General features: G+C 38.4%; 23 protein-coding genes, 1 tRNA gene and 1 pseudogene. 16 read left to right on the forward strand and 9 right to left on the reverse strand.

Annotation, left to right across the window (positions count from 1 at the left end; translation table 11 throughout):
• Both groL and groES read right to left on the reverse strand, forming a co-directional pair.
• Positions 1-1,627, reverse strand: a 1,627-nt coding sequence (groL, locus tag ACFIQE_RS05890) for a chaperonin GroEL (protein WP_375707382.1), incomplete at its 3' end; no start/stop codon positions are given.
• A gap of 58 nt (positions 1,628-1,685) precedes the next feature.
• Positions 1,686-1,982: a co-chaperone GroES gene (gene groES / locus ACFIQE_RS05895; RefSeq protein ID WP_005774667.1), complete on the reverse strand. Its 297-nt coding sequence runs from the start codon at positions 1,980-1,982 to the stop codon at positions 1,686-1,688.
• A gap of 227 nt (positions 1,983-2,209) precedes the next feature.
• On the opposite strand from groES, the gene fumC reads away from it, so the two are divergent.
• The 3 genes and pseudogenes from fumC to ACFIQE_RS05910 all read left to right on the forward strand — a co-directional run bounded on the left by fumC (position 2,210) and on the right by ACFIQE_RS05910 (position 6,338).
• Entirely contained in the window at positions 2,210-3,598 is a 1,389-nt protein-coding gene (gene fumC, locus ACFIQE_RS05900) for a class II fumarate hydratase (RefSeq protein ID WP_375611602.1), read from the forward strand.
• A 1,005-nt stretch (positions 3,599-4,603) separates the two neighbouring features.
• Positions 4,604-4,824: pseudogene (locus ACFIQE_RS05905) on the forward strand (lyase family protein); the annotation flags it as partial.
• A gap of 626 nt (positions 4,825-5,450) precedes the next feature.
• Positions 5,451-6,338 carry an outer membrane protein gene (locus ACFIQE_RS05910; RefSeq protein ID WP_375621582.1) on the forward strand — a complete coding sequence of 296 codons (888 nt, stop codon included), beginning with the start codon at positions 5,451-5,453 and terminating at the stop codon, positions 6,336-6,338.
• Positions 6,339-7,928: 1,590 nt separating this feature from the next.
• Here the strand turns inward: ACFIQE_RS05910 and ACFIQE_RS05915 are convergent.
• Positions 7,929-8,013: transfer RNA gene (locus ACFIQE_RS05915), tRNA-Leu, on the reverse strand.
• A gap of 221 nt (positions 8,014-8,234) precedes the next feature.
• Between ACFIQE_RS05915 and ACFIQE_RS05920 the strand changes: the two genes are divergently transcribed.
• Both ACFIQE_RS05920 and ACFIQE_RS05925 read left to right on the forward strand, forming a co-directional pair.
• A complete protein-coding gene (locus tag ACFIQE_RS05920; RefSeq protein WP_375642872.1) occupies positions 8,235-8,840 on the forward strand; it encodes a YqaA family protein in 606 nt (201 codons plus the stop codon).
• A 12-nt stretch (positions 8,841-8,852) separates the two neighbouring features.
• Complete coding sequence (locus tag ACFIQE_RS05925; RefSeq protein ID WP_375621583.1) at positions 8,853-9,425, forward strand: disulfide bond formation protein B; 573 nt, start codon at positions 8,853-8,855, stop codon at positions 9,423-9,425.
• Here ACFIQE_RS05925 and ACFIQE_RS05930 read toward each other — a convergent pair.
• Entirely contained in the window at positions 9,422-9,556 is a 135-nt protein-coding gene (locus ACFIQE_RS05930; protein WP_375621584.1) for a hypothetical protein, read from the reverse strand. The genes ACFIQE_RS05925 and ACFIQE_RS05930 overlap by 4 nt on opposite strands.
• Positions 9,557-9,720: 164 nt before the next feature.
• Here ACFIQE_RS05930 and ACFIQE_RS05935 point away from each other — a divergent pair, with 164 nt between their 5' ends.
• On the forward strand, positions 9,721-10,245 hold the full coding sequence (locus ACFIQE_RS05935; RefSeq protein ID WP_375613249.1) for a type II toxin-antitoxin system PemK/MazF family toxin: 525 nt from the start codon (positions 9,721-9,723) through the stop codon (positions 10,243-10,245).
• 1,397 nt (positions 10,246-11,642) lie between these two features.
• Here the strand turns inward: ACFIQE_RS05935 and ACFIQE_RS05940 are convergent.
• Both ACFIQE_RS05940 and ACFIQE_RS05945 read right to left on the reverse strand, forming a co-directional pair.
• Positions 11,643-11,855, reverse strand: a complete 213-nt coding sequence (locus ACFIQE_RS05940) for a hypothetical protein (protein ID WP_375674051.1) — start codon at positions 11,853-11,855, stop codon at positions 11,643-11,645.
• Between the two features lie 294 nt (positions 11,856-12,149).
• Positions 12,150-12,482 carry a hypothetical protein gene (locus ACFIQE_RS05945; protein WP_375707383.1) on the reverse strand — a complete coding sequence of 111 codons (333 nt, stop codon included), beginning with the start codon at positions 12,480-12,482 and terminating at the stop codon, positions 12,150-12,152.
• 1,387 nt (positions 12,483-13,869) lie between these two features.
• Between ACFIQE_RS05945 and ACFIQE_RS05950 the strand changes: the two genes are divergently transcribed.
• Positions 13,870-14,679 carry a VIT1/CCC1 transporter family protein gene (locus ACFIQE_RS05950; RefSeq protein WP_375707384.1) on the forward strand — a complete coding sequence of 270 codons (810 nt, stop codon included), beginning with the start codon at positions 13,870-13,872 and terminating at the stop codon, positions 14,677-14,679.
• A 259-nt stretch (positions 14,680-14,938) separates the two neighbouring features.
• Complete coding sequence (gene dut / locus ACFIQE_RS05955; protein WP_375631979.1) at positions 14,939-15,469, forward strand: dUTP diphosphatase; 531 nt, start codon at positions 14,939-14,941, stop codon at positions 15,467-15,469.
• An 836-nt stretch (positions 15,470-16,305) separates the two neighbouring features.
• Here the strand turns inward: dut and ACFIQE_RS05960 are convergent.
• Together ACFIQE_RS05960 and ACFIQE_RS05965 are read right to left on the reverse strand one after the other, a co-directional pair.
• Positions 16,306-16,887 carry a biopolymer transporter ExbD gene (locus tag ACFIQE_RS05960; protein ID WP_375707385.1) on the reverse strand — a complete coding sequence of 194 codons (582 nt, stop codon included), beginning with the start codon at positions 16,885-16,887 and terminating at the stop codon, positions 16,306-16,308.
• A complete protein-coding gene (locus ACFIQE_RS05965; RefSeq protein ID WP_375621589.1) occupies positions 16,884-17,786 on the reverse strand; it encodes a MotA/TolQ/ExbB proton channel family protein in 903 nt (300 codons plus the stop codon). The genes ACFIQE_RS05960 and ACFIQE_RS05965 overlap by 4 nt, the downstream gene beginning before the upstream one ends.
• Before the next feature lie 1,006 nt (positions 17,787-18,792).
• Between ACFIQE_RS05965 and ACFIQE_RS05970 the strand changes: the two genes are divergently transcribed.
• The 4 genes from ACFIQE_RS05970 to ACFIQE_RS05985 all read left to right on the forward strand — a co-directional run bounded on the left by ACFIQE_RS05970 (position 18,793) and on the right by ACFIQE_RS05985 (position 21,069).
• Positions 18,793-19,119 (forward strand): YqjD family protein, encoded by a 327-nt coding sequence (locus ACFIQE_RS05970; RefSeq protein WP_375640905.1) that lies wholly within the window; start codon positions 18,793-18,795, stop codon positions 19,117-19,119.
• A gap of 3 nt (positions 19,120-19,122) precedes the next feature.
• Positions 19,123-19,566, forward strand: coding sequence for a hypothetical protein (locus tag ACFIQE_RS05975; protein WP_375702898.1), 444 nt, complete (start codon positions 19,123-19,125; stop codon positions 19,564-19,566).
• Between the two features lie 578 nt (positions 19,567-20,144).
• Positions 20,145-20,471 (forward strand): hypothetical protein, encoded by a 327-nt coding sequence (locus tag ACFIQE_RS05980; protein ID WP_375630505.1) that lies wholly within the window; start codon positions 20,145-20,147, stop codon positions 20,469-20,471.
• A gap of 433 nt (positions 20,472-20,904) precedes the next feature.
• Positions 20,905-21,069: a hypothetical protein gene (locus tag ACFIQE_RS05985; RefSeq protein WP_273758902.1), complete on the forward strand. Its 165-nt coding sequence runs from the start codon at positions 20,905-20,907 to the stop codon at positions 21,067-21,069.
• A 732-nt stretch (positions 21,070-21,801) separates the two neighbouring features.
• Here ACFIQE_RS05985 and ACFIQE_RS05990 read toward each other — a convergent pair.
• The gene (locus ACFIQE_RS05990) at positions 21,802-22,545 is read right to left on the reverse strand and encodes a nuclease (protein ID WP_375621775.1); all 744 of its coding nucleotides are present in this window, start codon (positions 22,543-22,545) and stop codon (positions 21,802-21,804) included.
• A 158-nt stretch (positions 22,546-22,703) separates the two neighbouring features.
• Here ACFIQE_RS05990 and ACFIQE_RS05995 point away from each other — a divergent pair, with 158 nt between their 5' ends.
• The 4 genes from ACFIQE_RS05995 to ACFIQE_RS06010 all read left to right on the forward strand — a co-directional run.
• Positions 22,704-23,054, forward strand: a complete 351-nt coding sequence (locus tag ACFIQE_RS05995; protein WP_375613238.1) for a TrbC/VirB2 family protein — start codon at positions 22,704-22,706, stop codon at positions 23,052-23,054.
• A gap of 18 nt (positions 23,055-23,072) precedes the next feature.
• A complete protein-coding gene (locus ACFIQE_RS06000; protein ID WP_375617900.1) occupies positions 23,073-23,396 on the forward strand; it encodes a type IV secretion system protein VirB3 in 324 nt (107 codons plus the stop codon).
• Positions 23,396-25,756, forward strand: a complete 2,361-nt coding sequence (locus tag ACFIQE_RS06005; protein WP_375621774.1) for a VirB4 family type IV secretion/conjugal transfer ATPase — start codon at positions 23,396-23,398, stop codon at positions 25,754-25,756. The genes ACFIQE_RS06000 and ACFIQE_RS06005 overlap by 1 nt, the downstream gene beginning before the upstream one ends.
• Positions 25,753-26,141 (forward strand): type IV secretion system protein (locus ACFIQE_RS06010; protein ID WP_375707386.1); only part of this gene is annotated, 389 nt, incomplete at its 3' end. The genes ACFIQE_RS06005 and ACFIQE_RS06010, both read left to right, overlap by 4 nt.

Genomic DNA, 26,141 nt, shown 5'->3' on the forward strand with positions numbered 1-26,141 from the left:
CCATTCCACCCATTCCGCCAGCAGGCATCGGAGGCATTGGTGTATCTTTCTTTGGAACTTCAGCAACCATTGCTTCTGTTGTGATCAGAAGGCTCGCAATTGAAGCCGCATTCTGAAGAGCAGAGCGCACAACTTTCACGGGATCAACAATTCCCAAAGCAATCAAATCACCGAATTCACCAGTTGCGGTATTGTAACCATAAGTGTCAGCATTATTTTCCAGCACTTTGCCCACAATAATAGCGGCTTCTTCACCAGCATTGCTTGCAATCTGGCGCGCTGGTGCTTGTAGAGCACGACGAACGATACTAATACCAGCTTCTTGGTCAGGATTACTTCCCTTAACGGTCAACGCATTTGCTGCACGCAACAATGCGGTACCACCACCAGCAACAATACCTTCTTCAACAGCAGCACGTGTTGCATTCAAAGCATCATCAACACGGTCTTTCTTTTCTTTCACTTCAACTTCTGTTGCACCACCCACACGGATAACAGCAACACCACCAGCGAGTTTAGCAAGTCTTTCTTGCAATTTTTCACGGTCATAGTCAGAAGTTGTTTCTTCAATCTGAGCCTTGATTTGATTGACGCGAGCAGTAATTTCAGCCTTTTGTCCAGCACCATCAATAATGGTGGTGTTTTCTTTAGAAATATTCACTTTCTTTGCACGTCCAAGCATATCCAAAGTGACATTTTCAAGTTTAATGCCCACATCTTCAGAAATAACCTGTCCGGATGTCAAGATAGCGATATCCTCTAACATTGCTTTACGACGGTCACCAAATCCAGGAGCTTTTACAGCAGCAATTTTCAAACCACCACGCAATTTGTTGACAACGAGCGTTGCCAAAGCTTCACCTTCCACATCTTCAGCAATAATGAGAAGTGGTTTTCCAGACTGAACAACAGCTTCAAGCACAGGAAGAAGAGATTGCAAATTAGACAATTTCTTTTCGTGAATGAGAATGTAAGGATCATCAAGATCAGCGACCATTTTCTCAGCATTTGTGACAAAATAAGGGGAAAGATACCCACGGTCAAATTGCATTCCTTCAACGACTTCTAATTCCGTTTCAGCGGTTTTAGCTTCTTCCACGGTAATGACGCCTTCATTGCCCACTTTTTCCATAGCATCAGCGATCATTTTACCGATTTCAGCAGCGCCATTAGCGGAAATTGTTCCCACCTGTGCAATTTCTGCTGAAGTTTGGATTTTTTTTGCTTTTTTGAAGAGGTTTGCCACCACTTCTTCAACAGCAGCATCAATCCCACGTTTAAGATCCATTGGGTTCATGCCCGCAGCAACAGCTTTAACACCTTCTTGCACAATAGCTTGTCCTAAAACAGTTGCTGTTGTTGTTCCATCACCAGCGATATCATTGGTTTTAGAAGCAACTTCGCGCAACATTTGTGCACCCATATTTTCGAACTTATCTTCCAGTTCGATTTCCTTTGCAACGGATACACCATCTTTTGTGATACGAGGCGCACCGAATGATTTATCAATCACCACATTGCGACCTTTAGGGCCGAGTGTCACCTTAACAGCATTAGCAAGGATGTCGACACCGCGCAACAAACGCTCACGCGCTTCACGGCCAAATTTGACTTCTTTAGCAGCCATTTAATTTCTCCTTGGAGTTTTCTCAAAATAGTACACAATGAAAAACTAAGTGCTTCAATTAGCCCATAATTCCCATAATGTCAGATTCTTTCATGATGAGGAGGTCTTCCCCATTAATCTTGACTTCAGTTCCAGACCATTTTCCAAACAAAATACGGTCTCCTGTTTTGACTTCTAAAGGCACGCGCTTTCCGTTATCATCGAGAGCGCCATTGCCAACAGCAATCACTTCGCCTTCTTGGGGTTTTTCTTTTGCTGTATCAGGGATGATAATCCCACCAGCCGTTTTATTTTCAGATTCAACCCGACGGACAACGACACGGTCGTGAAGTGGGCGGAATTGTATATTAGCCATGTTTTAAATCCTTAAAACTGAACATAATTGAATTAATCTTAAAAGTTCTTGCTAGCACTCTCAAATTACGAGTGCTAGCATGTGTTAGATATAAAATCGGCATCTCTCAATGTCAAGAATAGCCATAAAAATAATTTCTCTAAATGAAGCTTCAAAGTCTTGCCTCTTATTGCACTTTCGCGTTATCTATCTTTTTTGAGAACCCGTGAACAAAAAAGGATCTTATCATGGTTGAAACACGTCAGGAAACGGATAGCTTTGGAACGATTTCGGTACGTCAAGATCGTTATTGGGGCGCACAAACTGAACGTTCTCTGCATAATTTTAATATTGGCAGTGAAAAGCAGCCTCTTGCCATCATCTATGCCTTAGTCCTTGTCAAAAAAGCAGCAGCGATTGTAAATATGGGCAAAGGAAAACTACCAGAAAATATTGGAAAAGCAATTATTGCCGCCGCTGATGAAGTGCTTGCTGGCGATTTTGATACGCATTTTCCACTGTCCGTCTGGCAAACAGGTTCTGGCACACAAAGCAATATGAATGTCAATGAAGTCATTGCTAATCGTGCTAGTAAGATTTTGGGAGGAAAACTTGGAAGCAAAAAACCAGTTCATCCCAATGACCATGTCAACATGAGCCAATCATCGAACGATTCCTTTCCCACGGCGCTTCACATTGCCACCACGTTGCAAACACGCCAACACTTACTGCCAATCCTTGAAGCTCTTATTGCGACATTAAAACAAAAAGAGCAAGAATTTGCAGATATCATTAAAATCGGCCGCACCCATACGCAAGATGCAACCCCTTTAACCTTAGGGCAAGAATTTTCAGGCTATCGTGCCGCATTAGAAGCCAATTTTCAGCGTATTGAAAATGCTCTAACCGATGTCCAAATGCTTGCTCAAGGTGGTACGGCTGTTGGCACAGGGCTGAATGCGCCAAAAGGTTTTGACGTTGCTTTTGCGCAAACAGTGAGCACTCTCACAGAAATAACGTTCCAAACTGCCAGCAATAAATTTGAAGCACTTGCCCATCATGGCGCCCTTGCGCATTTCCACGGGAGCTTGAATGCTCTCGCTGCTGATCTGTTTAAAATTGCCAATGACATTCGGTTTTTAGGCTCTGGTCCACGTTCCGGTTTAGGGGAACTCAGTCTTCCTGAAAATGAACCAGGCTCTTCTATTATGCCCGGCAAAGTCAACCCCACGCAATGTGAAGCCTTAACCATGGTCGCATGCCAAGTTTTTGGTAATCACACCAGCGTAACCTTTGCCGCAAGCCAAGGACATTTTGAACTCAACGTTTATAAACCTGTTATTGGCTATAACGTTTTACAATCAATTACCCTTCTTGGTGATTGCATGCGTTCTTTTGATATGCATTGCATTCAAGGATTACGAGCCAATCGTGTTCATATTCACTCACTCATGGAGCGCTCACTCATGTTAGTCACAGCTCTTGCACCAGAAATTGGCTATGAAAAAGCTGCTGAAATTGCCAAAGCAGCGCATAAAAATGATACAACTTTGCGCACCGAAGCATTAAAAGCAGGTGTTTTTGTAGAGGATTATGACCGATTAGTTGATCCTAAAAAGATGATTGCTCCCCAATAAACAACCCACTAAAAAAGATGCAAACATCTTAAAACAAATCTTTCTGTCAAAAGATCGGGGTGTAAACACCCCGATGATGACCGATAACAATTACCCACAGCGTTCATTTTAGGCTCTGATCCGCATTTATGCTATGGGTGGTTTTGTTGCTTATATTGTACTTAAAAGGCACAACGGTTTTGCAAAGGCATGGATAGTCATAGCTCAACACCCAATGGCTATACTGGCAGAAAGTGATTTAAATGGATATGACCTTAAGGTGTTTTTCATTCTAGCTTCGCGTCTTGATTTTGAAAATCTATTAGCTATCAACCAAACAGAATTAGCTCAAAAAAATCGGTATTATCGGTATTAATAGACATAATTTCAATCGAAGTATAAAAAGATTAATGAATTCATCGTAGTTACGCTTTACAATGTTATCATTATTGATAACATTGGGTAGATAACTCTTATCTCAATGAGATAATGTGTTTATTTATAATGATAATCTAGCGTTATCCATATTGAACGAGAATCCTAAATACCGTAAGATTTTCTCATTTTAAATCGGTCCCATGTTGCATCAATCAAAATCACTGACTTGCACATCACAAACGCAATGAATGTATGAATAGAAATTGTATCCGATAAGGACTACAAACGCCTCTAATGAACCACCTCAAGTGCCAAGGACTGTCACAACGGACAAAAGGGGCCTCTGTCACAACATTGTGGAGAGGACTGTCACAACACCCCACGAACTGGCAAATATAGTAATGGTACCGGCGTGCTCCTTTATGAAGCGTAAAAGAGATGCTCAATAGATTTATTATTATACCATTCACAATCGCTGTCATGAAATGGGTTTAGGAACATTGAGAAATGTCTCCTTTATGAAGCGTGAAGATGGGAGTGCTCAATAGATTTATTATTATATCATTCACAATCGCTGTCATGAAATGGGTTTAGGAACATTGAAAAATGTCTCTTTTATGAAGCGTGAAGATGGGGGTGCTCAATAGAGGAACAGCTGCTGGAACAAAATTCAATGCACCGAAAGGTTTTGACCTTTGCTGAAACAATCAGCTCTCTAACGGGGATATCCTTGACAGCTCGCAAGAAATTGGAGGCATTTGCCCATTATAGCGCCCTCACCCATTTCCACAAAAACCTGAATGGCACGCGCTAATCTCTTTAAAATCGCCAACGACTTTCAGTTTTTAGGCTCTCATCCACGTTCTGGCTTTAAGTGAACGGAACGGAGAGTTTATCCGTTTTACATGGCGCATAAGAAACCTCATGAGACTTGAGATTCTCGCACTTTACTCCTTCTTATTCTTCGTATTCCATTCAATCAATCAAAACTATTCGCTTGGATTATCATAAGCAAAAGTGGCATATAGATAAAAAAGAAATAAAGTCGCTCATCCCCTCAAGTGCTCAAAAGGCTATCGCAATACAAAGCTATGCAATATCAGAAACGAGCAAAGAATATGATGGTGCCAATATGCATTTTTTACGATCAATTGAATATGTAAGCACATTGATGTCAATCATAATGGATAATACATTTAATAACAAAAAGTGTTTTAATATATATAAAATAATGTTTTTTTAATAAGTAAAAAGCTTATTTACTATACTATAATTTTTTCTAAAACACAGAGAACACTGAAAGCGTATAAAAAAATCCTGAAAAATCAATATAAACCCGGCATAATAGCATGAAAACAAGTTTTAAGAACGCTTAAATATGGATAATTATAGAGTTTTTGAGTGTTTTAGTTTTCATAATGATATTAAGTATAGATTTTTTTAACCAATTTGTATATAATATGATTTGTATCTGAAATAAATTGGGGACGTTTTTATGAAAACAAAATGTTTAGTTGCACTATCTATTTTCACCTTCATTACCGCTTCAACAGCGCAAGCAGCAGATACGGTAATCTTTAAGCAATCAGAACCGAAGGTTTCATTGCAAGATGTTTCATCGTCACGTATTTCACCGGTTACTGTTTCTGCGCCTTTTTCTTGGTCTGGTTTTTATTTTGGAGGACAAATTGGATATTTTTCCAATAAAAATACTCTAAATTACGCACAAGAAGCCAGGGACGGAAAATGGGCTTGGGTTGATAGAGATTTATCACCGAAACTATCAGGATTGAGAGCAGGTTTGTATGCAGGTTCTAATATTGATCTGGGAGATCTTGTTTTCGGTTTTGATACCGACATGGTCTGGTCTGGGAGGAAAAGCACCCAAACAGACAATGGAAAGAAAATTCTAGATGAATCAAACTCCATTAACATTGCCTTTAAAAAAGCTGGGATTCCTATCATAAAACCTGCAGCTCAGGGTGAAACGATATCCAACTATGGTGACATTGTTGTTAGCAGTGTAACATTGAAAGAAACGTGGTCTGGTGCCACGCGCGCGCGCATTGGTTTTGCTTCCCATCGTCTTATGCCTTATATTGCAGGGGGTATAGCCTATAGACAGATGCAATATATCATGTCACTTTTATCAAAATCGCAAGAAGATTCGACAATTTTTGCTTCTGGCAATGTGTTAGATGAGACAAAAACAATGTTTGGTTACACTGTTGGTGGTGGTTTTGATCTTGCAATGACAGATAATATCATTATGCGGACAGAATATCGTTATTCAGATTTTTTTAAAAAGAAATTTGCAAACGATAACCTTAAAATCTCTTCTCAAACGCATGATGTTCGCTTTGGTATCGCTTATAAATTCTAAGTTTTTTTAGAAAAATTGAACGATTAAAAAACCCTGTTAAAAACGGGGTTTTTTAATGCCCCTTTCCCCCTAAAAAGACGTAGCTTCTAAAAACCTGTACTAAACTGTAAACAAATAGTCACGAAACAATAAAGCCTCTCCCTCTCTTAAAGCAAGCTCCTATCCTCTCAGCCTTTCATGTAATGCCTTTGGAATATAAAGCTTTACCATCATACCACTGGGCGCCATCGTAAAATAAATGAGAGCCGTTATTTAAGAGATATTTCTTTAAAATAAATATAGATATTGTGCATCAATTGCAGTTTTATAAGATGATGTTGACTTGGCCTCCCCGCTCTTAAAGGATAAAGATTCTAAACACCCATTTTTAAACACCATGTCCGTTTATAAAAGCACAAAAACCCTTGGAGACTCTTGGGGGATATTGGGCGGGCTTCTTTGGGTTCCTCCTCATGGAATGCCCTTAAATCTCAAGCAAGACAAACACTGAAGAATATCCAACACACACCGAAAAAAATACTGTAACGTTTCAAGGAAGTATGCCCTATATGACCACACTTCAAACGACAGTATTTTACCGCTATTGTATGCCAGAGTGGAGAGAGGATATTGCGGTTCTCTGTTTATGTAATTTCTATAACGGGGAGACAGCTTCATTTAGGGAGCACATGAAGTTGTCAAGGTAAAAACCAATTTCCAATCTTACCATTTCCCTCTGCTTTACGACTTTCAAAAGCCTCTAAAGCATAATCTTTTAAGCCTCTCATGCTCCTGTCTTTTAAAGAGAGGAGATTACACATTGCCCCATGTTTTTGTTTCTCACATATCTTTTTGGCGATCACGCCCCTCATGTCATACGACAACGCTTCAAACCAAACACACTCAAATCCAAGACACTTGGGTTGCCAATTCACATGCGTGTTTTAAAGAAACAGCTCTCAAAACCCTCAAGCCCATTTTGCGACAGCACCTACAAGAATATAAAATCTATAAAGCCTCTAAAGCACTATTTTTTAAACCTCTAAAACTCTGCCTTTTAAAGAGAGGAGATTACGCACTACCCCATGCTTTTGTTGCTCACATATCTTTTTGGCGATCACGCCCCTCATGTCATACGACAACGCTTCAAACCAAACACACTCAAATCCAAGACACTTGGGTTGCCAATTCACATGCGTGTTTTAAAGAAACAGCTCTCAAAACCCTCAAGCCCATTTTGCGACAGCACCCACAGGAATATAAAATCTATAGAGCACCATCTCTACACTTCATAAAAATGCAAGCTGGCACCATCCATCATATACTTTACCTCCAATGATGCCCTTGAAACGGTTCATAAGAGGCATTTTTATTCATTTTTTGTAAAATTTCACTCCACGCGAGCTCATCTAGCTTGTAACGTACAAGCGACATGATTTTAGTTGATTTACTATAAACAGACTTGAAATGAGAGAATCCTACGGTATTCAATGTTTTTCATTCAACATACAAAACATTGAATACGGTCTATAAATCCCACGTTTTATAACCCCCATGTTTTATAAAACAACGTGATGCGCCATAATAGGATAAAGGAAAATATTTATGAATTGGTGCGGGTGGTCGGACTCGAACCGACACTCCTCTCGGAACCAGATTTTGAGTCTGGCGCGTCTACCAGTTCCACCACACCCGCACACTGCTATAAAAGACAGGACTATAAAAGACAGACTTGTCGATTATTCCTTTGCACTATATGAAGAAGAACAGATTCGTCAACAGAAGACTTCTCATTTTTTAAGAATTCATATCATTTTCTTATCTATTTTATGAAATACTTTCTTTATTGGATTTCTCTACCGGATTTATAGCAATCTCATTTGTAAAGTCTTTACCTCTTAAACTTATAAAAGCCTCATGATATTAAACAAATTAAAGCTTTGGACGATTTCTTTAGCAAATCGGCGTACAGCACCACACTGGCTTGGTTTCATTGCCTTTATTGAAAGTTCTATTTTTCCAATTCCCATAGATGTTTTATATATTCCGATGCTGCTTATCCATCAAAAGCGGGTTTATCGTTATGCTTTGATTGCGACGATCTGTTCTGTATTAGGAGGCATTGCCGGTTGGTTTATCGGACATTTTGCCTATGATACCCTTGCCAAACCCATTTTAGAAATTTATGGTAAGGTTGAAAGTTTTGAATCTCTGAAAAATAGTGCAACCCTGCAGTTTCTCATCATTTTACTGATAACATCAGGTTTTTTTCATCTTCCCCCCATCAAGATTGTCACAATTTTGGCCGGTGTTATGAGTGTGCGTCTTGAATTTTTCATTCTTATTTGTATTTTTTCCAGAGGCGCTCGTTTTTATCTTCTCGCGTGGCTGATTAAACATTTTGGGCAAAAAGCAATGAATTTTCTAGTACAGCATTTTAAATGGATTGTTCTCATTGGTTGTGTTAGCCTCCTTTTAATTTATGGGATTTTCATAGCTTTTTTAAACAGGAAGCTTTTATAAGGAACAGACTTAATGGCATGCGTTTTGTCTTCTCACCCACTTTTACACAAACACCTTCATCTTGAACCCAGCAGAAAAGAACAAAGTTTATGGGCTTTTTTTCTCGCTTTTTGCTTGTCTGCCACAATAGGGATTGCCCTTGGTTTTGAATATTTCGGAGGATATCTTCCTTGCGATTTATGTCTCATAGAACGTTTTCCTTATTATGGAGCCATACCATTTTTGCTCTTAGCAGGTTTTGGGGCATGTTTTTTTCGCATAACTGCTTGGATACAACTTTTATTTTTGTGTGTTTTTGTCTTAATGTGCATCAGCCTTGTTTTAGCCGTTTATCATGCGGGTGTTGAATATGGCTTTTGGGCAGCTCCCCTCAGTTGTGGTTTAAGCGCAGTCAGAAAAACCTCAGACATTAACCAGCTGCTTAACCAATTAAACAACATTCATCCTCCTTCTTGTTCTGAAGCATCCGCACGCTTTCTTTTTCTCTCATTTGCCGGTTGGAATGTCGTCTCAAGCCTATTTTTCTCCCTTATAAGCCTCTATATTACTTCAAAAGGGCTCCTTTCAGTCCATAAAAAACTCTAACCATAAAATAGAAACGAAACCGCGTGCACTCGTTCTCTCCAATCGCTTTCCCCTACCAACAACCCTCCAGTCACCAATCCCCACCCAGAACCACCCACCGCCAAACCAACCCACCCACACCAACGAGTCACCAACATCCCTCCTCTAGCGTTGTACTCAAAAGACAAAAATAAGCAGATACATCCATTTTATGGTTTCACCTCTCTGTACTTATAAGCAACATTTTGATAAAAACTCGTGATAGAAAAGCCGTAAAATAATAAGTGAGGGGACCAATAAATATAAATGGTCTGCTATGGCTGAAGATAAGAACACAGAGCCTTCTACCCTATCACCTATTTCCTTAGATATAACCAAACTTGAAGAACCATGTGTTATGATGGAACATGATCATAATGCATGGCGTGAGCATATAAAAGAAAGGGATTTAAATGCGCCTTACGAAAAACCACCTCATATAAAACCACGAATCAAATCGGCACCACGCATCAGGCAAGTTTTTTGGTGCGATTTTCCTCATGATTCGATACTCCCTGAATTTTGGAAAAAGCGGCCTGTTTTAGTGCTTTCTAAGAATGCAAAATTATATGGAAATGTGACAGTTTTACCTTTTTCAACGAAATCACAACCCAATAATCCCGCTGCGTATCCAATACAATCTCCCATAGAGAATAAAAAAGCATGGATTATCTGCAATTATGTCACAACAGTTTCTGTAAGTCGTTTAAGTTGCTCACGTACCGTTCCAAGATTATCCTGCGAAGATTTTCATAAAGTTGTAGCTCTGATGCTTAAATATTTACCGCATTTACACTATTGACTTTTGAGAAAAATAAGTGTATCTATATCACCATACACGGCATCAGTAATGGTGGCCGCTTCCCCGCAAGGGGAGATAGGAACGAAGGAGTGGGAAACCGCTCCTTTCGTCATTTTTGGTATTTTTTTGAAAACTGCCATTTTTTGCAACCTTCCCTAGAACATATCCAACATTCATTCTCCACCGTTGTTGTTTTGAAATATTTGCGATTTTGGGTAAGCAGAAGACAATATCCACACCTTGGATCCGGTAAAGTTTCCCACGGAGATTACCGAGATGTTGTACATACTTATCATTTCATTGCACAAAAAATCGTTCTGCCGTTGCTTAAACTTTATATGATTTTCCGCAATGGGAATATCTTTCCAAGATTGAAAAAAATTTCATAATTTGGCATAACAAACAATCCCTTGTTCTTCGCGCTCTTGAAGTGTTCAATCGCTCAATTTACCAAAAGATATTCGACCTCACAACTTGTTTATTTACGTCCCTCAATACGGATGAAGCGGATGAAAAAGCCAGCATTTTTGAAAAGAAAAAAATAGTAAAGAGCATTTAATGATTCAAACGCTTTAAGACTACACAGAATACTCCATTCATCTTTGAACGCATCTGTTTCTGTTAAAGAGAGCTAATAATGCTTATATAATCTGAATAATATTAGTTTACTTACCATATGATAACCGATTGATAACGATAACGCTAAACACAGAACTTACATCACCACACCTCAAAATAGTATTTTTACGAGAGAACAAAGAAAATTCTGTAGTAAAACAGAAATCAACACCCAACCGATTTCTATCTCTTCACCAATAACAATTGTTTATTGCCCTAACCGCATTATTTCACCTGTCACACGACCCAACATAGCTTTTACAGATAGATTTTCTTCCTCTTCTCCTAGAAACGATCTATGCTATTTTGGGATTTATTGCTGAATTGCTTATGCTTGCACTTTGAATACCTTTCTCTCACCATATAAAAGGTAGATAAAAAAATAATTTCGTTTATCAGCTTTATTTTAAAGACATACCTATTTTTTACAGGATACGTTTTCCTTTCTATCAGCCCTATCGCATTTAATACACTTGTCGTTTCTAAACATGAACCACCAAGCATCACAATGGAACAATAGACACTCATCACTTTCATGGGCACTTGCATTGACAAGAGATAAACAAGAGTATTGATCATCACACACGGAGCAAAAATCTATAGCGACTACGCCATAGACTTTCGCCACGCACGGGTTATTCTTAAAGCATATTTATGATGAGATAATCATTTATGACATCCTTTTTGTTACGCCAAAGAACGGGTTTTGCTAACCAGTTTTGCTATTGTGCAAATTTTTCAAGAGAAATCCTCACTCGCTCATAGATGACAAGATTTCTTTATGGAGAGAACGTATAGCGCTCAGTTTTGACCTTTTCCATAACAACGATAAGTTCAAACTTTAACCAACGCGATAATAGACCTATTCTAAACGATTTACGCACCACCTCATCGGCAACAGGCTGCTCCAATATCGGTGTATTTATCGGTGCATTTACTTGAGGATTTTTTGCACTTCCACGCACCGTCAAAAAAGAAAATATTTTTCTCATGTTGCATTCTCATTTCAATTTATAATGGATTGCAAAGTGCCCAAAAAAATCAAACAAAAATAGAGAGGTAAGTTACGAAAACTACAGGGTAAATTTTACTGCCGCAAAATGTCTATTTTCCCCCATCTGAACAGTCATTGGAACATTATAAAAATTATTTTCATTGAAAAACAATTACTTATAATCTAGGGAAGAAAAGTAAAAATCTCCCCCAGAAAAAGAGATTACCTTCAAAATTATCAAAAAAAGCAGCACAATTTTAGTGATCTTTTTATTTTTTTTCTTTTGATAAAATTAATTGGCAGGTGTCTTAGGCGCCCCTCCGGTAGGTTCCCAATTCGCAACAGCCGCTAATTCCTCAATGAGCTTCTCTCTTGGTAAATTATTATCATCCACCAACTTGTACTGAACGGCATGTTCACTAAGCCACTTTATAAGCGTTCCTTTAACAGTTTTACCACCCTCAGCCTCACTCACCGCTTCCCATGCTGCAACAATAGCAGCAAGCTTTGGAGCATAACGTGGATGCGTTGGATCTTGAAACGCATAATATTTCTGATCCTTAGTCTCAGCAGAATCATCCTCAGGGAAAAAAATGGAGGGTACAGACCACGCGATGAAAGCCATTCTTTTAAATCATCAACGCGAACATATGAGGAATCTGCATCTATAAAATCCGAAAAATTATAGTACGACCATTCTATCTCTAATCGATTGCTTTTTCCCGCTTGAACGATAGCATGATAGGCTGCACGGAAATTAGCAGTTTTCTCTGATGATACGGAAAGGTTATCTTCGTAAATATCACTTTTTTCTGGTTCTAATTTGTTGACAAACAAATACTTTCCTAGATTTAATCCAACTATTAAAAGCGCTGCCTGCAGTATTGTTAGTTTTTCAGAAAGCCGCCAAAATTTCAAACTATCACTATTTTCCATATATGCTCCCTTTTTTTCTGCACAATTTCGCTCTTTTTTAAAAACATCAAAAACGTTTGTTAACGCGTAGAGATTATGCACTTTTCACATTTCAACTCATCCCATACTTTAAATAAAAACACAGCACCCACACTCCTCCTTGTGATACACAAGAAAATGATTTGAATTGATTTAAGATAAGAAGTTTTGAAGTGAGAGAATTTTACTGAATTTTGGGCTTTCATGCAAGATATCAGGCAAGTTACAAGGCGATAAATGCCCCTTCATAAAGCATAAATTTTTATGCGTGATCAAACAGTTTGATATGATAATATCTCTCTCATTTATGCACCCCCACCCTTAAACCTGCCCCTGCAATCACAGCACAAAAGATAATTCGTTACACGCTAACAAATCCACCTAAATGCAAAAGCTGTAACAACGCTAAAATGCGCGTAAATATCATAAGAATACTGTCTTACACCTCCACAAGCAGAATGAGTGGCGTAAAAACTGTACAATAAAATGCCATGCCTATAATGAACCGTGCTAAAGACTGTCGCAACACTGGGAGCTAAGGTGTATGATGATGCCGGCTTGCTCTTTTACGAAGCGTAAAGATTAAGAAGACTCAATGGAGTTTATATTATTTCATGGACATTTTGCTGCTCTACCCTTCTATACTCTTCACGGGGCCCCCCACGCGAAATGGGCTTTTATCCCTTGAATAAAGATCTCCTTTAAAAGAATCATTTCAAATTCTAAGAGCTGTTACAGTCTTTTGAACGCATAAAATGAATGATGATGCTAGCTTATTCCTTTCCTATATTCTCGAACATCAATACATTGAAATGCTCCATTCAAACGCCCCTTTAGCAAAATAAAGCACATTGTCTCTTAAATTTTTTCACGTAATCATTTCTTTCATGCGCCCCTGTCGTCTCCATTTGATAAATCTCCTTGTACTTTCTCAGCATCCCAGCACCTTTTTTCTCAGTGCAACCTTTTTGCAATTTTTCAGTTTTGAACTTTTAGATTGACTTTCGGTTTATTTTTCTTATGTTTTAGAATTATTCTAAAGTGCAAAGGAACAGAAAATGTTGAAATTGTTTTTTTCATTTGTACAACGTAAAGCTCTGTCCTTTCGTTCAGCACAAAACGTGATACTTAAAGCGCTCAAATTAAAAGAGCAACATGCGGCGCTCTATTTAAAATATGCAAAAGCTCTAGCACCTTATTCCTCTAAGGAAGCCGCGGTTTTTACCGCCATGGGGCTTCAAGAGCTTAAAAATTATAAGCAACTTTTGTGCCTTTCTTGCCATAATCGTGCAAACACTATCGGTTCATTATGTGACAGAACTTCTCTTGTGAAAGGAAAGAGCCGCCATCCCTCCCCAAAAACAACAGCGGCAAATCACACCATAAAAAAGCCTTCGAAAACGCAAAGACAAACACTTTTGACTTGGATTCAACCAGGTCTTGCAGGGTTAATGGATGGCTCTGTCTCCACCCTTGCCCCCATTTTTGCCGCAGCTTTTGCCACGGGAGACACGCATCAAACTTTTTTGATAGGGCTCTCAGCTTCAATTGGTGCGGGACTTTCAATGGGTTTTACAGAAGCAGCCCATGATGACGGCAAATTATCAGGGCGTGGTTCGCCATTAAAAAGAGGTCTTGCCAGCGGCATTATGACAACATTAGGAGGACTAGGTCATACTCTTCCCTATTTGATCAACTCTTTTTATGTAGCAACAATTATTGCTTTTATCATTGTTTTTTTTGAACTAGGCGCCATCGTCTGGATTCAGAACAAATACATGTCAACTCCCTTTTGGCGCGCCTCTTTACAGGTCATCATTGGTGGTGCTCTGGTTTTTGCCACGGGTATTCTTATCGGTAGTATCTAAAAAATCTTATCTGTAACCATAATTTAGATCTCAAATAAGCGCATGCCCCTAGGCATAAGCCATCCTTGATGATGCCATTATTGAAAAATGCCATTGATAATGTTAGGTGGTGTTGTGGAATATTTTAGGTCAGCCAAAGATGATAAGCAAGCTCTGGGGACAACCTATATCCACACACCTTTATCGACTTGGTTTTATAGATATCTTTTGTTAAAGTATCATTTTCTTCTAGACCTCATATTTTGGAAATGCCTCGATCATGTCGCACACTGAAACAAACGTCCCTCTAAACAACCATCCTGTCTCTTCTCAATCTTCACATGCCCAGACTTTATTTGTTCAGCGTCTTGCACACGGACAAGGTTTAGAACTTCCTTGCTACGCGACAGCAGGTTCTGCGGGTCTTGATCTACGGGCAGCAATTGGAGAAGAAGAAACGCTTGTTCTTGCCCCTGGGCAGCGGGCGCTTATTCCAACAGGTCTCATTTTTCATTTATCTCTTGGGTTTGAAGCACAAATACGTCCACGCTCTGGCTTAGCCTTAAAACACGGCATCACATGCCTCAACACTCCAGGAACGATTGATAGTGACTACCGTGGTGAAGTCAAAGTCCTTCTTATCAATTTAGGACAAGAAGACTTTTCCATCCAACGAGGCATGCGCATTGCCCAAACAGTCATCGCCCCCGTATCTCAAGTTAATGTTTGCGCCATTGAACCAGAGCAAAATACCCAAAGCCATAACGAGAGCCGTGGAACAGGAGGTTTTGGTTCAACGGGACACACTTAAGAAGCTCTGAAAAATCTCTACTCTCAAAATAACACATACCCAACCACTCTTTCACTAGAAGTCCCTTGGGCTTTTAAAGTGTAGAAGGAGTGCGCATTTGCTTTCAAAGTTTTTTCACTAAACGCACCTCTAAACAAGCATCTCTCAATTACGTCTCGTGCACTATACAAAACTTCATTATCACCAGATACCCCTCCCCCATAACAAAAACATTGGCACTAACCATTGAGCGTTCACACACTGCTTGTAATGTCGACAATCTATACATCATATTGATTTATAATAATAATGAATTGTCTTTCAACTTAAATGAGAAATCTCAATACTGTAAGATTGTTTTATGGCAAGCCTATTTATATTAAATCAATCAAAAGCATGTTTCTCACATTCCAAACGTGGCTAGCATGCAGATAAAAACTGGAAAAATGCCTATAATGAATACGTGTCCTAAACACTATCGCAACATTGGGAAAAAAATATAAATACGATAATGGTGCTCGCTTGCTCTTTTGTTAAGCGTAAAGATGGTGATGTTTGATAGGTTTTTTGATTATTTTACGGGGGCTTTACCGTTATACCATTTATGAACACCGCCGCAAAAAAGGCTTTAAGATGTATTAAGATACACAACAATCGCCTCTGCTGTTTTCTTGATCGCACCTCTTGCGGCAAGATGAGTAGAGCTTAATCCTAAAAAAACCGATTCAATATATGAAACCCCTGCATAATATCAAACCCATGCGTATTTGGTTTAATAAATCCACGGAACCCTCATCAATTTCACTCTACGACTTTGAGTAATATGCTTTGCTTCCTGCAACAAAGGCTGTTTTTTATCACTGATCAGAGACATCGGCTGGAATATTAGCGTTTCCCGCAGTGCCCGTTGTTACGGCATCCACACGCCCCACAACGTTACCACCCGCTCCATCGACAGCAGCATCCGCTACCCCTGTTGTTTTATTATTGATCTCACCTCTTGAGACAAGATTGGTAGAGTTTTGCAATCCTACAAGACCGATTTTATGATATCCAGCCATGCGTATTTGATTTAATAAATCGATGACAGTACCATAATCAATTTCGCTATCCGCTTTGATTAAAATTTTTGCCTCTAAATTTTGCGTAGTTTCCCTCAACAAAGCTTCTCTCAAAGCTGCTTGTTCTACAAGATGATCACCAATGTAAAGAGAACGATCTTTTTGCAACGTAACATAAAGAGGTTCATCAGACTGAACCACTGAAGGTGCTTGAGTTATAGAAGGAAGCTGAACGGAAATGGCAGATGTTGCCAAAGGCGCAGCAACCATAAAAACAATAAGCAACACCAATACAACATCAATAAAAGGGGTCACATTGATTTCGCTTTGCAACCCACTCTCGTCTATATCCCAATCATTATTAAGGCTTGCTTTCATTTTTTATGACTTTTCTGTTGTCTTTGTCTATCAAGTTCACGGCTCAAGAGCCTTTCAAGAGCAGCAGCGATATCACCTAAATCACTGCGATAACCACTCAAAGCACGCATAAGGCTATTATACATAACAACGGCGGGAATAGCTACAAAAAGCCCAACAGCCGTTGCGAATAAGGCTTCAGCAATTCCAGGCGCCACCACATCAAGTCGCGTTGTTTGAGACTGAGCAATCCCAATAAAAGAATTCATAATTCCCCAAACAGTTGCAAAAAGGCCAACAAAAGGAGCAATTGCGCCAATAGTTGCAAGAACAGCGCTTCCACATGCAACACGGCGTGTAGCAGCCAGCAAGCAGCGTGACAAAAGTGAATGAACCCTTTCTTTTAAACCTTCATGAACATCACGAGCCTTAGCATCGCGAACATCGCGGGAAACATCTTCATATTGATTGCTCTCCTCATAAAAGAGAATATCTTCAATCGTTTGTGCACTTTCCCCTGTACTGTTTTTTTCACCAGAGCTTTCGTTTATCCCTTCAGGAGCAGAAAAATGAACCTGTTGTGCAGAAAGATACACCTCTTTAAGAACTTCTTTGAGAAAAAATACACCAGCTCCTTTGCTTTCTTTCAAGCTAGCTGCCAAACGCGTAAGAGTCTGAGCATTTAGAACCAATTGAAGTTCATGACGTACTCTTCGTTTTACCAAAGTGATCTCGACAATTTTCACAAAAGCAATTGTCCAAGACACAAGTGAAGCAAGTAACAAAATAATGATAACGGCTTTTACCACCCAATCAGCAGCCATAAACATAGAAAGAGGAGAAAAATCATGCACTGTCAATACAGAAGACATATTATCTAAAGGGACTGTTTTATCTAAAGGGACTGTTTCAGATTCCATTTTTATCTCACATTCTTGTGCTCTTATCTTTATTTATGAGCTGGATCGTCACCCCGCATAGCATCACTGTTCCACAATGCCACGACCCTTTTAACGTCACTTGTGTATTCCTCTTAAGAAAGAAAACTTGATAAATCAAGTATAGTTTTATTTCACAAGCTCTCTCTTAATTCTAAAGAAATTACTCAAGAAATTTTTCTCTAACAATTCAACAAGTTTATCTTACCCAATCAATTTATTGCATAAATTAGGCAAAATGATAAACTTACAAGAAGTATCGCATATAATATTTTAATTTATAAGAATAATTTATCATCGTTCCTGTTAAATAAATCTCTCATATCGCAAAGCTTTTCTCATTTCAGCAGCTCTTTTAAAGCCAACAAAATATTTGCTTACATGAAACAAGCAGCAAAAATATCATAAAATCCTCGGAGAAAAGGATATGCACTTCTCTAACAACCAGTGCACTAAAGTACCTCTCCTATCCTAAAATAAAAATATACCTTACGTTTTTAAAAAAGAACGATCGCAATATCTTAAACTGACCAAAAGTATCATGGGGAGCGCATGTTGCCCCCAAATACATAGAGAGCAAAGAGCCGCAATATTATTTTCTTTTTCTTTGCTGCAAAAGTATAAAAATGACAGTACTTCTGCCGCAAAATCGCAACAACGATGTTTTTTAGCTGTCACAAGCTTAAAAAATAGGTCTCAGCACACTTTTAAAAAACTTTTATAAAAAAACTGCGCCACGAGAAACTGAAGAATGGTGCTAAATTTCTGCAAAAGCATAAGGCAATTCTCAACAGATGCGACCCTTTACAGACAAAGCATATCGTATAGGAAAGATTTATTTTATCAAAAACAGTTTTAAATTCAACAAAATGAAAGGAACCAAAAAAAGCTTTTGGCGTTACTCAAGCAGTGAAAATTTTCACTCCAATGCAAATGATCACTATGAACACACCAATACAAATATAATGAATCAAGAGGGAAAAATACCATGGCCCATAATAAAACAACACAGCACGATAAAACAGCCGTAGAAAAAGACCTACAAGGACAATTAGAAACGTTACGCACTGAAATTTCAGGGATTACCTCAACCCTAACAGATCTTGGTGCAAACAAATTCAACGCCGCCAAAGACAAAGCGGAAAAACTATATCACTCAGCGAAAGAAAGTGGTGAAGACATGATGTCTCAAGCAAAAGACAAAATCAGTGATCTTGAACAAACTCTGAACCAATGCGTTCGCAAAAACCCTGGCAAAAGCGTTTTGTTTGCCGCAGGGGTTGGTTTTATTCTTTCTCAATTACTACGTCGTTAAGCAATGCATAAGTTTATCGCTCCTCTTTTAAACCATCTTGTCGGTGGAGGGCTTAAAAGCACAGTCAAGCAAGTACGCCTTCAAGCAATTTTCTATGGGTTTATTAGCATTTCATTCTTCATGTCTTTGCTTTTTTTATGTACCATCGGTTTTATTGCGTTATGTTCTGTTATGAAGCCTCTTGCTGCCGCCAGTATCATGTTTTTAATTTGTCTTTCTCTTGCGGGATTAAGTCTTATTATCAGTCGCGTTCTCAAAACTTATCAACGCTATGACCAACAAAAAAAGACAGAAGAACAACGCCACAAACTCATGACAGATGCGACTGTTTCCAGCCTTGCAGCTCTCGGTCAACATCTCCCTTTTGCCAAATTGAGTGTTCCCATTCTCGGACTTGCAACTTATTTTTTGTGGAAAAAAGATAAAAAAGACCGCTTTTCAAAGTAAAATATGTAAAACTGTCACTCTAAATTCCCCCTCAGTGTGCTTTCTTTTATAACAAAAGAAAGCACATTTTTTTCCTCATAGTCTCTTTAGCTTCTTCAAATACCTGAAAAAAATCCCCTTCATTTTGCTAAAAATTCCATAGAACCGCTACACTCTCTTTCAGATTGCAACCCATTTTTCATGAACATAACAACATAAGGCAATGCTTGCATTAGAAGTCCTAGATTAATTCGAAGCCATTTATTGTTTTTTGAAGGAAATGATGTTCCGTTTCTGCCTTTCTCTATATTTTCATAAGCTTTTTTCAGAACCGAAGGTCACGTCATCGATTTGAATTTATAAAGCAAAAATATTCCCCGTATGAAAATTCTTTTTTCAAAAAATCTGAAATTTTTACAGATAAGAAAGTTGTAAAAACGTCCATTACACAACAAAAATTTATCAATTCTGATACTGATAAAATAGAGGTCATACCTATAATTCACGTCACAGAAAAAACAAATAAAGAAAATTTTATAGAAATATTTGCTGATGGCATTCAAGCAATTTTTAATTTATCTCGTACAGGACATCGTGCTTTGATAATAGTTTTAGAAGAATATCGATCTAATAAATCAACAAACGAAGATCCCAGCAGCGTTACCTTAATTTGGTTTGATGGGGGTATAAATGGAAAAAAGCGCGATATGGTCGACAGAACTTTTCACAACGGTTTAAGAGAACTTATACAAAAAGGAATTTTGAAACCAAAATTGCCTAATCAATACTGGGTGAATCCTATTCTGTTATTCAAAGAAGAAAAAGTTGCTTTTATGAAAGAATATCAAATAGAATCATCTTCTACCAAACCGGATATTTCATCCGTTGAACATCAAACAGATCTTGAAGATTTTATAACAAAATAACTTGTATCATTTATCGTACTGTGTATATTGTGGAGCATCTTGATTTAAGCGCGTGAGGGGAAAATAATGTCAAAATCACAAATAAGCAAAGAGGCGCTCGTCCTTTTGCTTTTATGGCTTCGTGGTCCTTTAAGATTGATACTAAGCCTTATAGTGATAATAGGGTTTGTGGGATTGTTTACAATTCCTATTATAATATTATCAATAGGTTGGTCAAAAGCACTAATAAACATTACAATTTGTTCGTTTATATTAGGTTTTGGCTCTTTCCTTCTCATTTTTTATTATGATAGACTTATAAGATATTTACAATAAACTGTTCACATATTTTTCCATTAACAATACTAATAAAAAACAAAAGATCACGATAATTAAATCTGTATTCCGATATAATTGATGAGATTAATACATATAATTTTTAAAGAGGGGAAAAATGAAAAAATTTATTTTAATATGCTTGGCTCTATTGACTATAGGATTGAATATTACAGGTTGTGGTAAAAGTGAAGAGGAAAAACGTAGAGCCCAACAAGAAGAACAAGCTAAAAAGTTTTTTGAAACAAAATCGCCAGATACAGATCGTGGACATGCATATTAAATAAATACCCCACGACAATAAAATGTGAGTTATCAATCTCTAACTAAAAGAGTATTTTGTGTAACTCACACCCGACAACGTCATTGTACACTTTAACACGTATGAAGACAATCAGTTTTAAAAACTTTGGAAAGGCTTTTCATAACCTATCCGCTTAACGCTAAGTATTTATATAACAAAATACCCATTTATTATCTTTTCTTGTCTTTTTTATAATATTTTCAAATATATATCACTTAAAATACCTTATTATTTTCATCACTTTCTTTTGACTTATCCCCCTATAAGCTTTCTCTTTAATCATGATCTCAAAGCCGCGTGAGAAAAGAACAAGATAAGCCTTTTGGTTATTGATAAGGGGCACACGTGCGCCTAACGATACGCTTTTACAGAATTTCCCAGCCTTTAAAACTTAAGGCTTTTAGCCTTCTCATTTAAATGCAGGTTTGATGTCATGATTTTGGGGTGCGATTATTAAGAGTTTGAGAAGCGAAGAGCTTTTCATTTAAAAAGCAAAACGAAATGACGTATAGCCAAGGAAACGCGCTCTCCCATAGCGCTATAGTAAACAACCTATAGGATATTTTAAACACAACAATTTTCCATAACGAGCGTTGTCCACCAAGGACTGCGTGGATTATAATTAACTTTTTTCTGATAAGATTTGCAGTAGAATATTGTCTTGATTTTTAAATAGCGCTTGAGAGAACGCTTTATTAATAATGGTCAATATTAATTATGGTCAATGGGATTATAGCTCCCATGATCTCTTCGCCAATCTTCTGGTTGTTGAAATTGGCTCGACCATAAACCGTTTTGTGCTTTTTGAGCAGCAGATTGTAGAGTTTTATAGTCTGCGGGGGATGGAAAATGATGCTGATCTTTTGTCAACACCATCAACCCTTCTGCCAGCCCCAACCGCGCCAGATCAACCCCATCTACAAAACATTGTGCATAATGAACCTGTTGAACGACACGTGCTTGCCGACAAGTAACCTTTTTATCAATTGTTTTTGAAACAAGCCAAGCCGTAACAAAAGCACCGCAAGGCCACTTAACTCCGTTGCGTGAGGCAAATTGCCTCATTTCACAGCTTTCCACACCATATAAACGGATATCACGGATGATCTTTTTTCTCCATCCATCATCTACAAGCGTGATCATTTTAAAGGTCACACCACTTGTAACCTGTATAGCACCGGAATAGACCGGCACATTTTCTTCATAAAATTGTGATGCGAGTGGTTCTGGATGCAATACCACATTTTGTTGATTTACGTCTTGTTGGTTTGCATAATCTATCAATTGTGACTTCGGACTTTGAACGGGGTTTCCAATTGTCTTTTCTGATCCTTCAAAAAGAGAAAATTGCATAATATTTTCAGTATGTTGACTGAAATAAAAGTATCCTAAAATAATAATACAAATTAAGAAAATATATTTAGGCGCTGCTCGAAGATATTTTAAAAGTATCATTTTGAATATTACTATATTTTTTGTTCATTAAATAATAAAAGATTAAATATTATTAATTTATCGATAGAAAAATTTATTTTTTTCATTTATATGATTCCCGATTAATATTTTGAATATTAATTTTGTGATTAACTTAAACATAAAGCGGGGGAATTTTCATGAAAAACATGAATAATTCGTTCATTAATGAACATACCTTACAAAAAACTATTCTATCCAACACCCAAAAGAAATGGTTAACAGCAGCATTGATGCTGTTTATTGCCTTCATGGCACTGAGTGAACCAGCATTTGCCGATGGCGGCTTCGGAAAAATTGAAACTGCTCTTGATAAAATAATTGAAGCTTTAACAGGAAAAATTGCAACATCAATTGCAACCATTGCGGTTGCTGGTATTGGGCTTGCATGGATTGCTGGTTATGTTGAAATGCGTAAAGCTTTTTTCGTTTGTGTTGGCATCGGCATTGTTATGGGTGCAACGCAAATCGTATCAATGTTTTCCCATTAAACTTTGCCTTTCAAAGCCATGAAAGAGCATGACAAGCTAACAGAAGATACGTTATTTCTTGCTTGCACGCGCCCTGCAATGATTGCGGGCGTAACAGTGGAAGCTATGGGATTAAATGGGATAGGAACGATGATATTGTTCATTATGGCAGGCAATATTTTTCTTCTAACCTTTGGTGTGATGCTGCATTTCATATTCAAGGAAATCCTAAAGCATGACCATAACAAATTTCGTATTCTTCTGACATGGCAAAAGACATCTATTTTTGCCAGAAATTCGAGTCTATGGGGTGGGGGAAGTATTTCTCCATTACGATTAATTCGTAATTATGAGGAATTATAATGAATAGAACAGAGCGCAAACGTGAAAAGCAGCCAGAGGCGATCATTCCTTATGTGCGCCATGTCAATAAACACATCATTGCGCTGGATTCACGCGCTCTCATGAGCGTTATTAAACTTGAAGGGATTAACTTTGAGACAGCGGATATTATTGATCTGAATGTGCTTCACGAACAGCTCAATAATCTGTTTAAAAACATAGCGGATGAACGGATAGCGCTTTATAGCCATATTATCAGAAAGCGTGAAACGATTTATCCGGATGGGAATTTCAGATCGGCATTTGCCAAGCAATTAGATGATAAATATCGCGAGCGGATGATTTCACAGGAGCTTTATCGCAATGATCTTTATCTTTCTATTTTGTGGAATCCACACGTTGATCAAACGGATAAATTAGTGGAGTTTTTCAAACGTTTAGGCAAAGCCAAGCAAGAAAAGACAGAAGTTGATGCAGAGTCCATTCGCAAGCTTGAAGATATTACCACAGATCTTATTCAAAATTTAGAGCGTTATGGTGCAAAAAGACTGAGTCTTTATGAACATGAAGGTAATATTTATTCGCAGCAAAGTGAGTTTATCCACCAATTGGTGGGAGGTCGTCGTGAACGGATACCTCTCACATGGGGGACGATAGCTTCGACTGTTTATTCAGACCGTCTCATTTTTGGGAAAGAGATCATAGAAATACGCTATGAGGCGGCACAGCGGTTTGCGGGCATGTTTGGTTGGAAAGAATATCCAGCAAAAACTAGGGTAGGCATGGCGGATGGTTTGCTCACCCTTCCCTTTGAGTTTATTTTCACCCAATCGTTTATTTTCAAGAGCAAAAATGCTGCCAAGCAAATTATGGGGCGCAAACAGAATCAAATGGTCAATGCAGGAGATCGAGCAGGTTCACAAATTATGGAACTGGATGATGCGCTTGATGATCTTGAATCCAATCGTTTTGTTTTAGGGGAACATCATTTATCATTGGCAGTTTTTGCTGATACGCCGCAAGAGTTAGCGGATAATCTTGCCAAAGCGCGTTCTCGTCTTACAGATGGTGGGGCTGTGATTGCGCGGGAAGACTTAGGGTTAGCAGCAGCTTGGTGGGCACAATTGCCTGGCAATTATGCTTATCGCACCCGCTCTGGTGCAATAACAAGCCGCAACTATGCAGCGCTTTCTCCTTTTCATTCTTTTCCGGTTGGAAAAATAGATGGCAATGTATGGGGACCAGCGGTAGCCTTGATGAAAACCTCTGCTGGTTCACCGTTTTATTTTAACTTTCACTTTGGAGATTTAGGCAATACGTTTGTGTGTGGTCCTTCTGGTTCTGGGAAAACGGTTATTGTTAATTTTCTTTTAGCACAACTTCAAAAGCATGATCCCAATATGGTCTTTTTTGACAAAGATCGGGGCGCAGAACTTTTTGTCAGAGCGGGTGGCGGCACTTATATGCCCTTGAAGAATGGTAGACCGACAGGCATAGCACCGCTAAAAGGCTTAGACTATAACAATCCAGCAGATAGAGTTTTTTTACGCCAATGGATTATCAAGCTTGTTTCGTCTGAAGATCAAAAGATCAGTGAATCAGAAAGACAAGATATTTCTGCTGCTGTTGACCAACTTGCCTTATTACCCAAAGAACAACGGACGATATCGGCCTTACAAATGTTTTTTGACACCACGCATAGGGAGGGGATAGCGGGTCGTTTAGAGAGATGGTGTAAAGGCAATGCCTTAGGGTGGGTTTTTGACAATCCTGATGACGACATTGGCATTGATGCAAAATTTATTGGTTATGACATGACGGATTTTTTAGACAATAATGAAATTCGTCCCCCCTTAATGATGTATCTTTTTCATAGGATTTTGTCTCTGATTGATGGACGTCGTATTATCATTGTCATTGATGAGTTTTGGAAAGCCTTAGAGGATGATTCCTTTAAAGCCTTTGCGCAAGACAGGCTGAAAACTATCCGTAAACAAAATGGTTTGATGTTGTTTGCAACGCAATCTCCCAAAGATGCGATCAATTCGACCATTGCCCACACCATTATAGAGCAATGCCCCACACAGATTTATTTTCCCAATCAAAAGGGCAATCATGGGGATTATGTAGAAGGTTTTAAATTATCGGACAGAGAATTTAACCTGATACAATCAGAATTAAGCCGTGAGTCACGGCGTTTTCTCATCAAACAAGGACAAAGTTCAGTTGTAGCAGAACTGAATTTACGCGGCTTTGATGATGAAATAGCCATTTTAAGTGGCACCACCAAGAATATTGAACTCCTAGAGACCATTATGGATGAAGTTGGACAATCTCCAGAAAAATGGCTTCCTATTTTTCAAGAAAGGTCAAAACAATGAAAAAACTTTTATTGGCAACAGCTCTTTGCGCAATTTCTTTTGGACCTCAAGCAAATGCATTTGGAGGTGGTCCCTTTGATTATAAAATACTGCTGGAAAATATAGAGCAAGCCAAAAGATTGAAAGAACAAGTTGCAAAAGCAGAACAACAAATTCAACAAGGTGCACAACAGCTTGAGCAATTAAAGAGCCAACTCGATCAAGCGAAACAGTTATATAACTCCTTAAATGTCAAGCCTGACATTTCGGGATTGAAAGAGATGTTTAACAAGCAAGGGAGCAGTGGCGCCCTTCCTTCAGACTTTAACCACTTTCAACAATCAATGGGCAGTGGCGGCGGTGGCGGTGGCGGCGGCAGCAAAAACACGCAAAAATGGCAAGAAGA

Source organism: Bartonella sp. AA1HLJMS (genome assembly GCF_042197445.1).
Taxonomy (GTDB): Bacteria; Pseudomonadota; Alphaproteobacteria; order Rhizobiales; family Rhizobiaceae; genus Bartonella.

Coding starts and splice junctions, on each gene's coding strand:
- ACFIQE_RS05910 (WP_375621582.1), top strand. CDS start 5,451: ATGAAAACAAAATGTTTAGTTGCACTATCTATTTTCACCTTCATTACC.
- groES (WP_005774667.1), bottom strand. CDS start 1,982: ATGGCTAATATACAATTCCGCCCACTTCACGACCGTGTCGTTGTCCGT.
- ACFIQE_RS06005 (WP_375621774.1), top strand. CDS start 23,396: ATGAATAGAACAGAGCGCAAACGTGAAAAGCAGCCAGAGGCGATCATT.
- ACFIQE_RS05950 (WP_375707384.1), top strand. CDS start 13,870: ATGTTGAAATTGTTTTTTTCATTTGTACAACGTAAAGCTCTGTCCTTT.
- ACFIQE_RS06000 (WP_375617900.1), top strand. CDS start 23,073: ATGAAAGAGCATGACAAGCTAACAGAAGATACGTTATTTCTTGCTTGC.
- ACFIQE_RS05965 (WP_375621589.1), bottom strand. CDS start 17,786: ATGGAATCTGAAACAGTCCCTTTAGATAAAACAGTCCCTTTAGATAAT.
- ACFIQE_RS05960 (WP_375707385.1), bottom strand. CDS start 16,887: ATGAAAGCAAGCCTTAATAATGATTGGGATATAGACGAGAGTGGGTTG.
- ACFIQE_RS05935 (WP_375613249.1), top strand. CDS start 9,721: ATGGCTGAAGATAAGAACACAGAGCCTTCTACCCTATCACCTATTTCC.
- ACFIQE_RS05975 (WP_375702898.1), top strand. CDS start 19,123: ATGCATAAGTTTATCGCTCCTCTTTTAAACCATCTTGTCGGTGGAGGG.
- dut (WP_375631979.1), top strand. CDS start 14,939: ATGTCGCACACTGAAACAAACGTCCCTCTAAACAACCATCCTGTCTCT.
- ACFIQE_RS05925 (WP_375621583.1), top strand. CDS start 8,853: ATGGCATGCGTTTTGTCTTCTCACCCACTTTTACACAAACACCTTCAT.
- ACFIQE_RS05940 (WP_375674051.1), bottom strand. CDS start 11,855: ATGAGAAAAATATTTTCTTTTTTGACGGTGCGTGGAAGTGCAAAAAAT.
- fumC (WP_375611602.1), top strand. CDS start 2,210: ATGGTTGAAACACGTCAGGAAACGGATAGCTTTGGAACGATTTCGGTA.
- ACFIQE_RS05995 (WP_375613238.1), top strand. CDS start 22,704: ATGAAAAACATGAATAATTCGTTCATTAATGAACATACCTTACAAAAA.
- ACFIQE_RS05990 (WP_375621775.1), bottom strand. CDS start 22,545: ATGATACTTTTAAAATATCTTCGAGCAGCGCCTAAATATATTTTCTTA.
- ACFIQE_RS05970 (WP_375640905.1), top strand. CDS start 18,793: ATGGCCCATAATAAAACAACACAGCACGATAAAACAGCCGTAGAAAAA.
- ACFIQE_RS05920 (WP_375642872.1), top strand. CDS start 8,235: ATGATATTAAACAAATTAAAGCTTTGGACGATTTCTTTAGCAAATCGG.
- ACFIQE_RS05985 (WP_273758902.1), top strand. CDS start 20,905: ATGAAAAAATTTATTTTAATATGCTTGGCTCTATTGACTATAGGATTG.
- ACFIQE_RS05945 (WP_375707383.1), bottom strand. CDS start 12,482: ATGGCTTTCATCGCGTGGTCTGTACCCTCCATTTTTTTCCCTGAGGAT.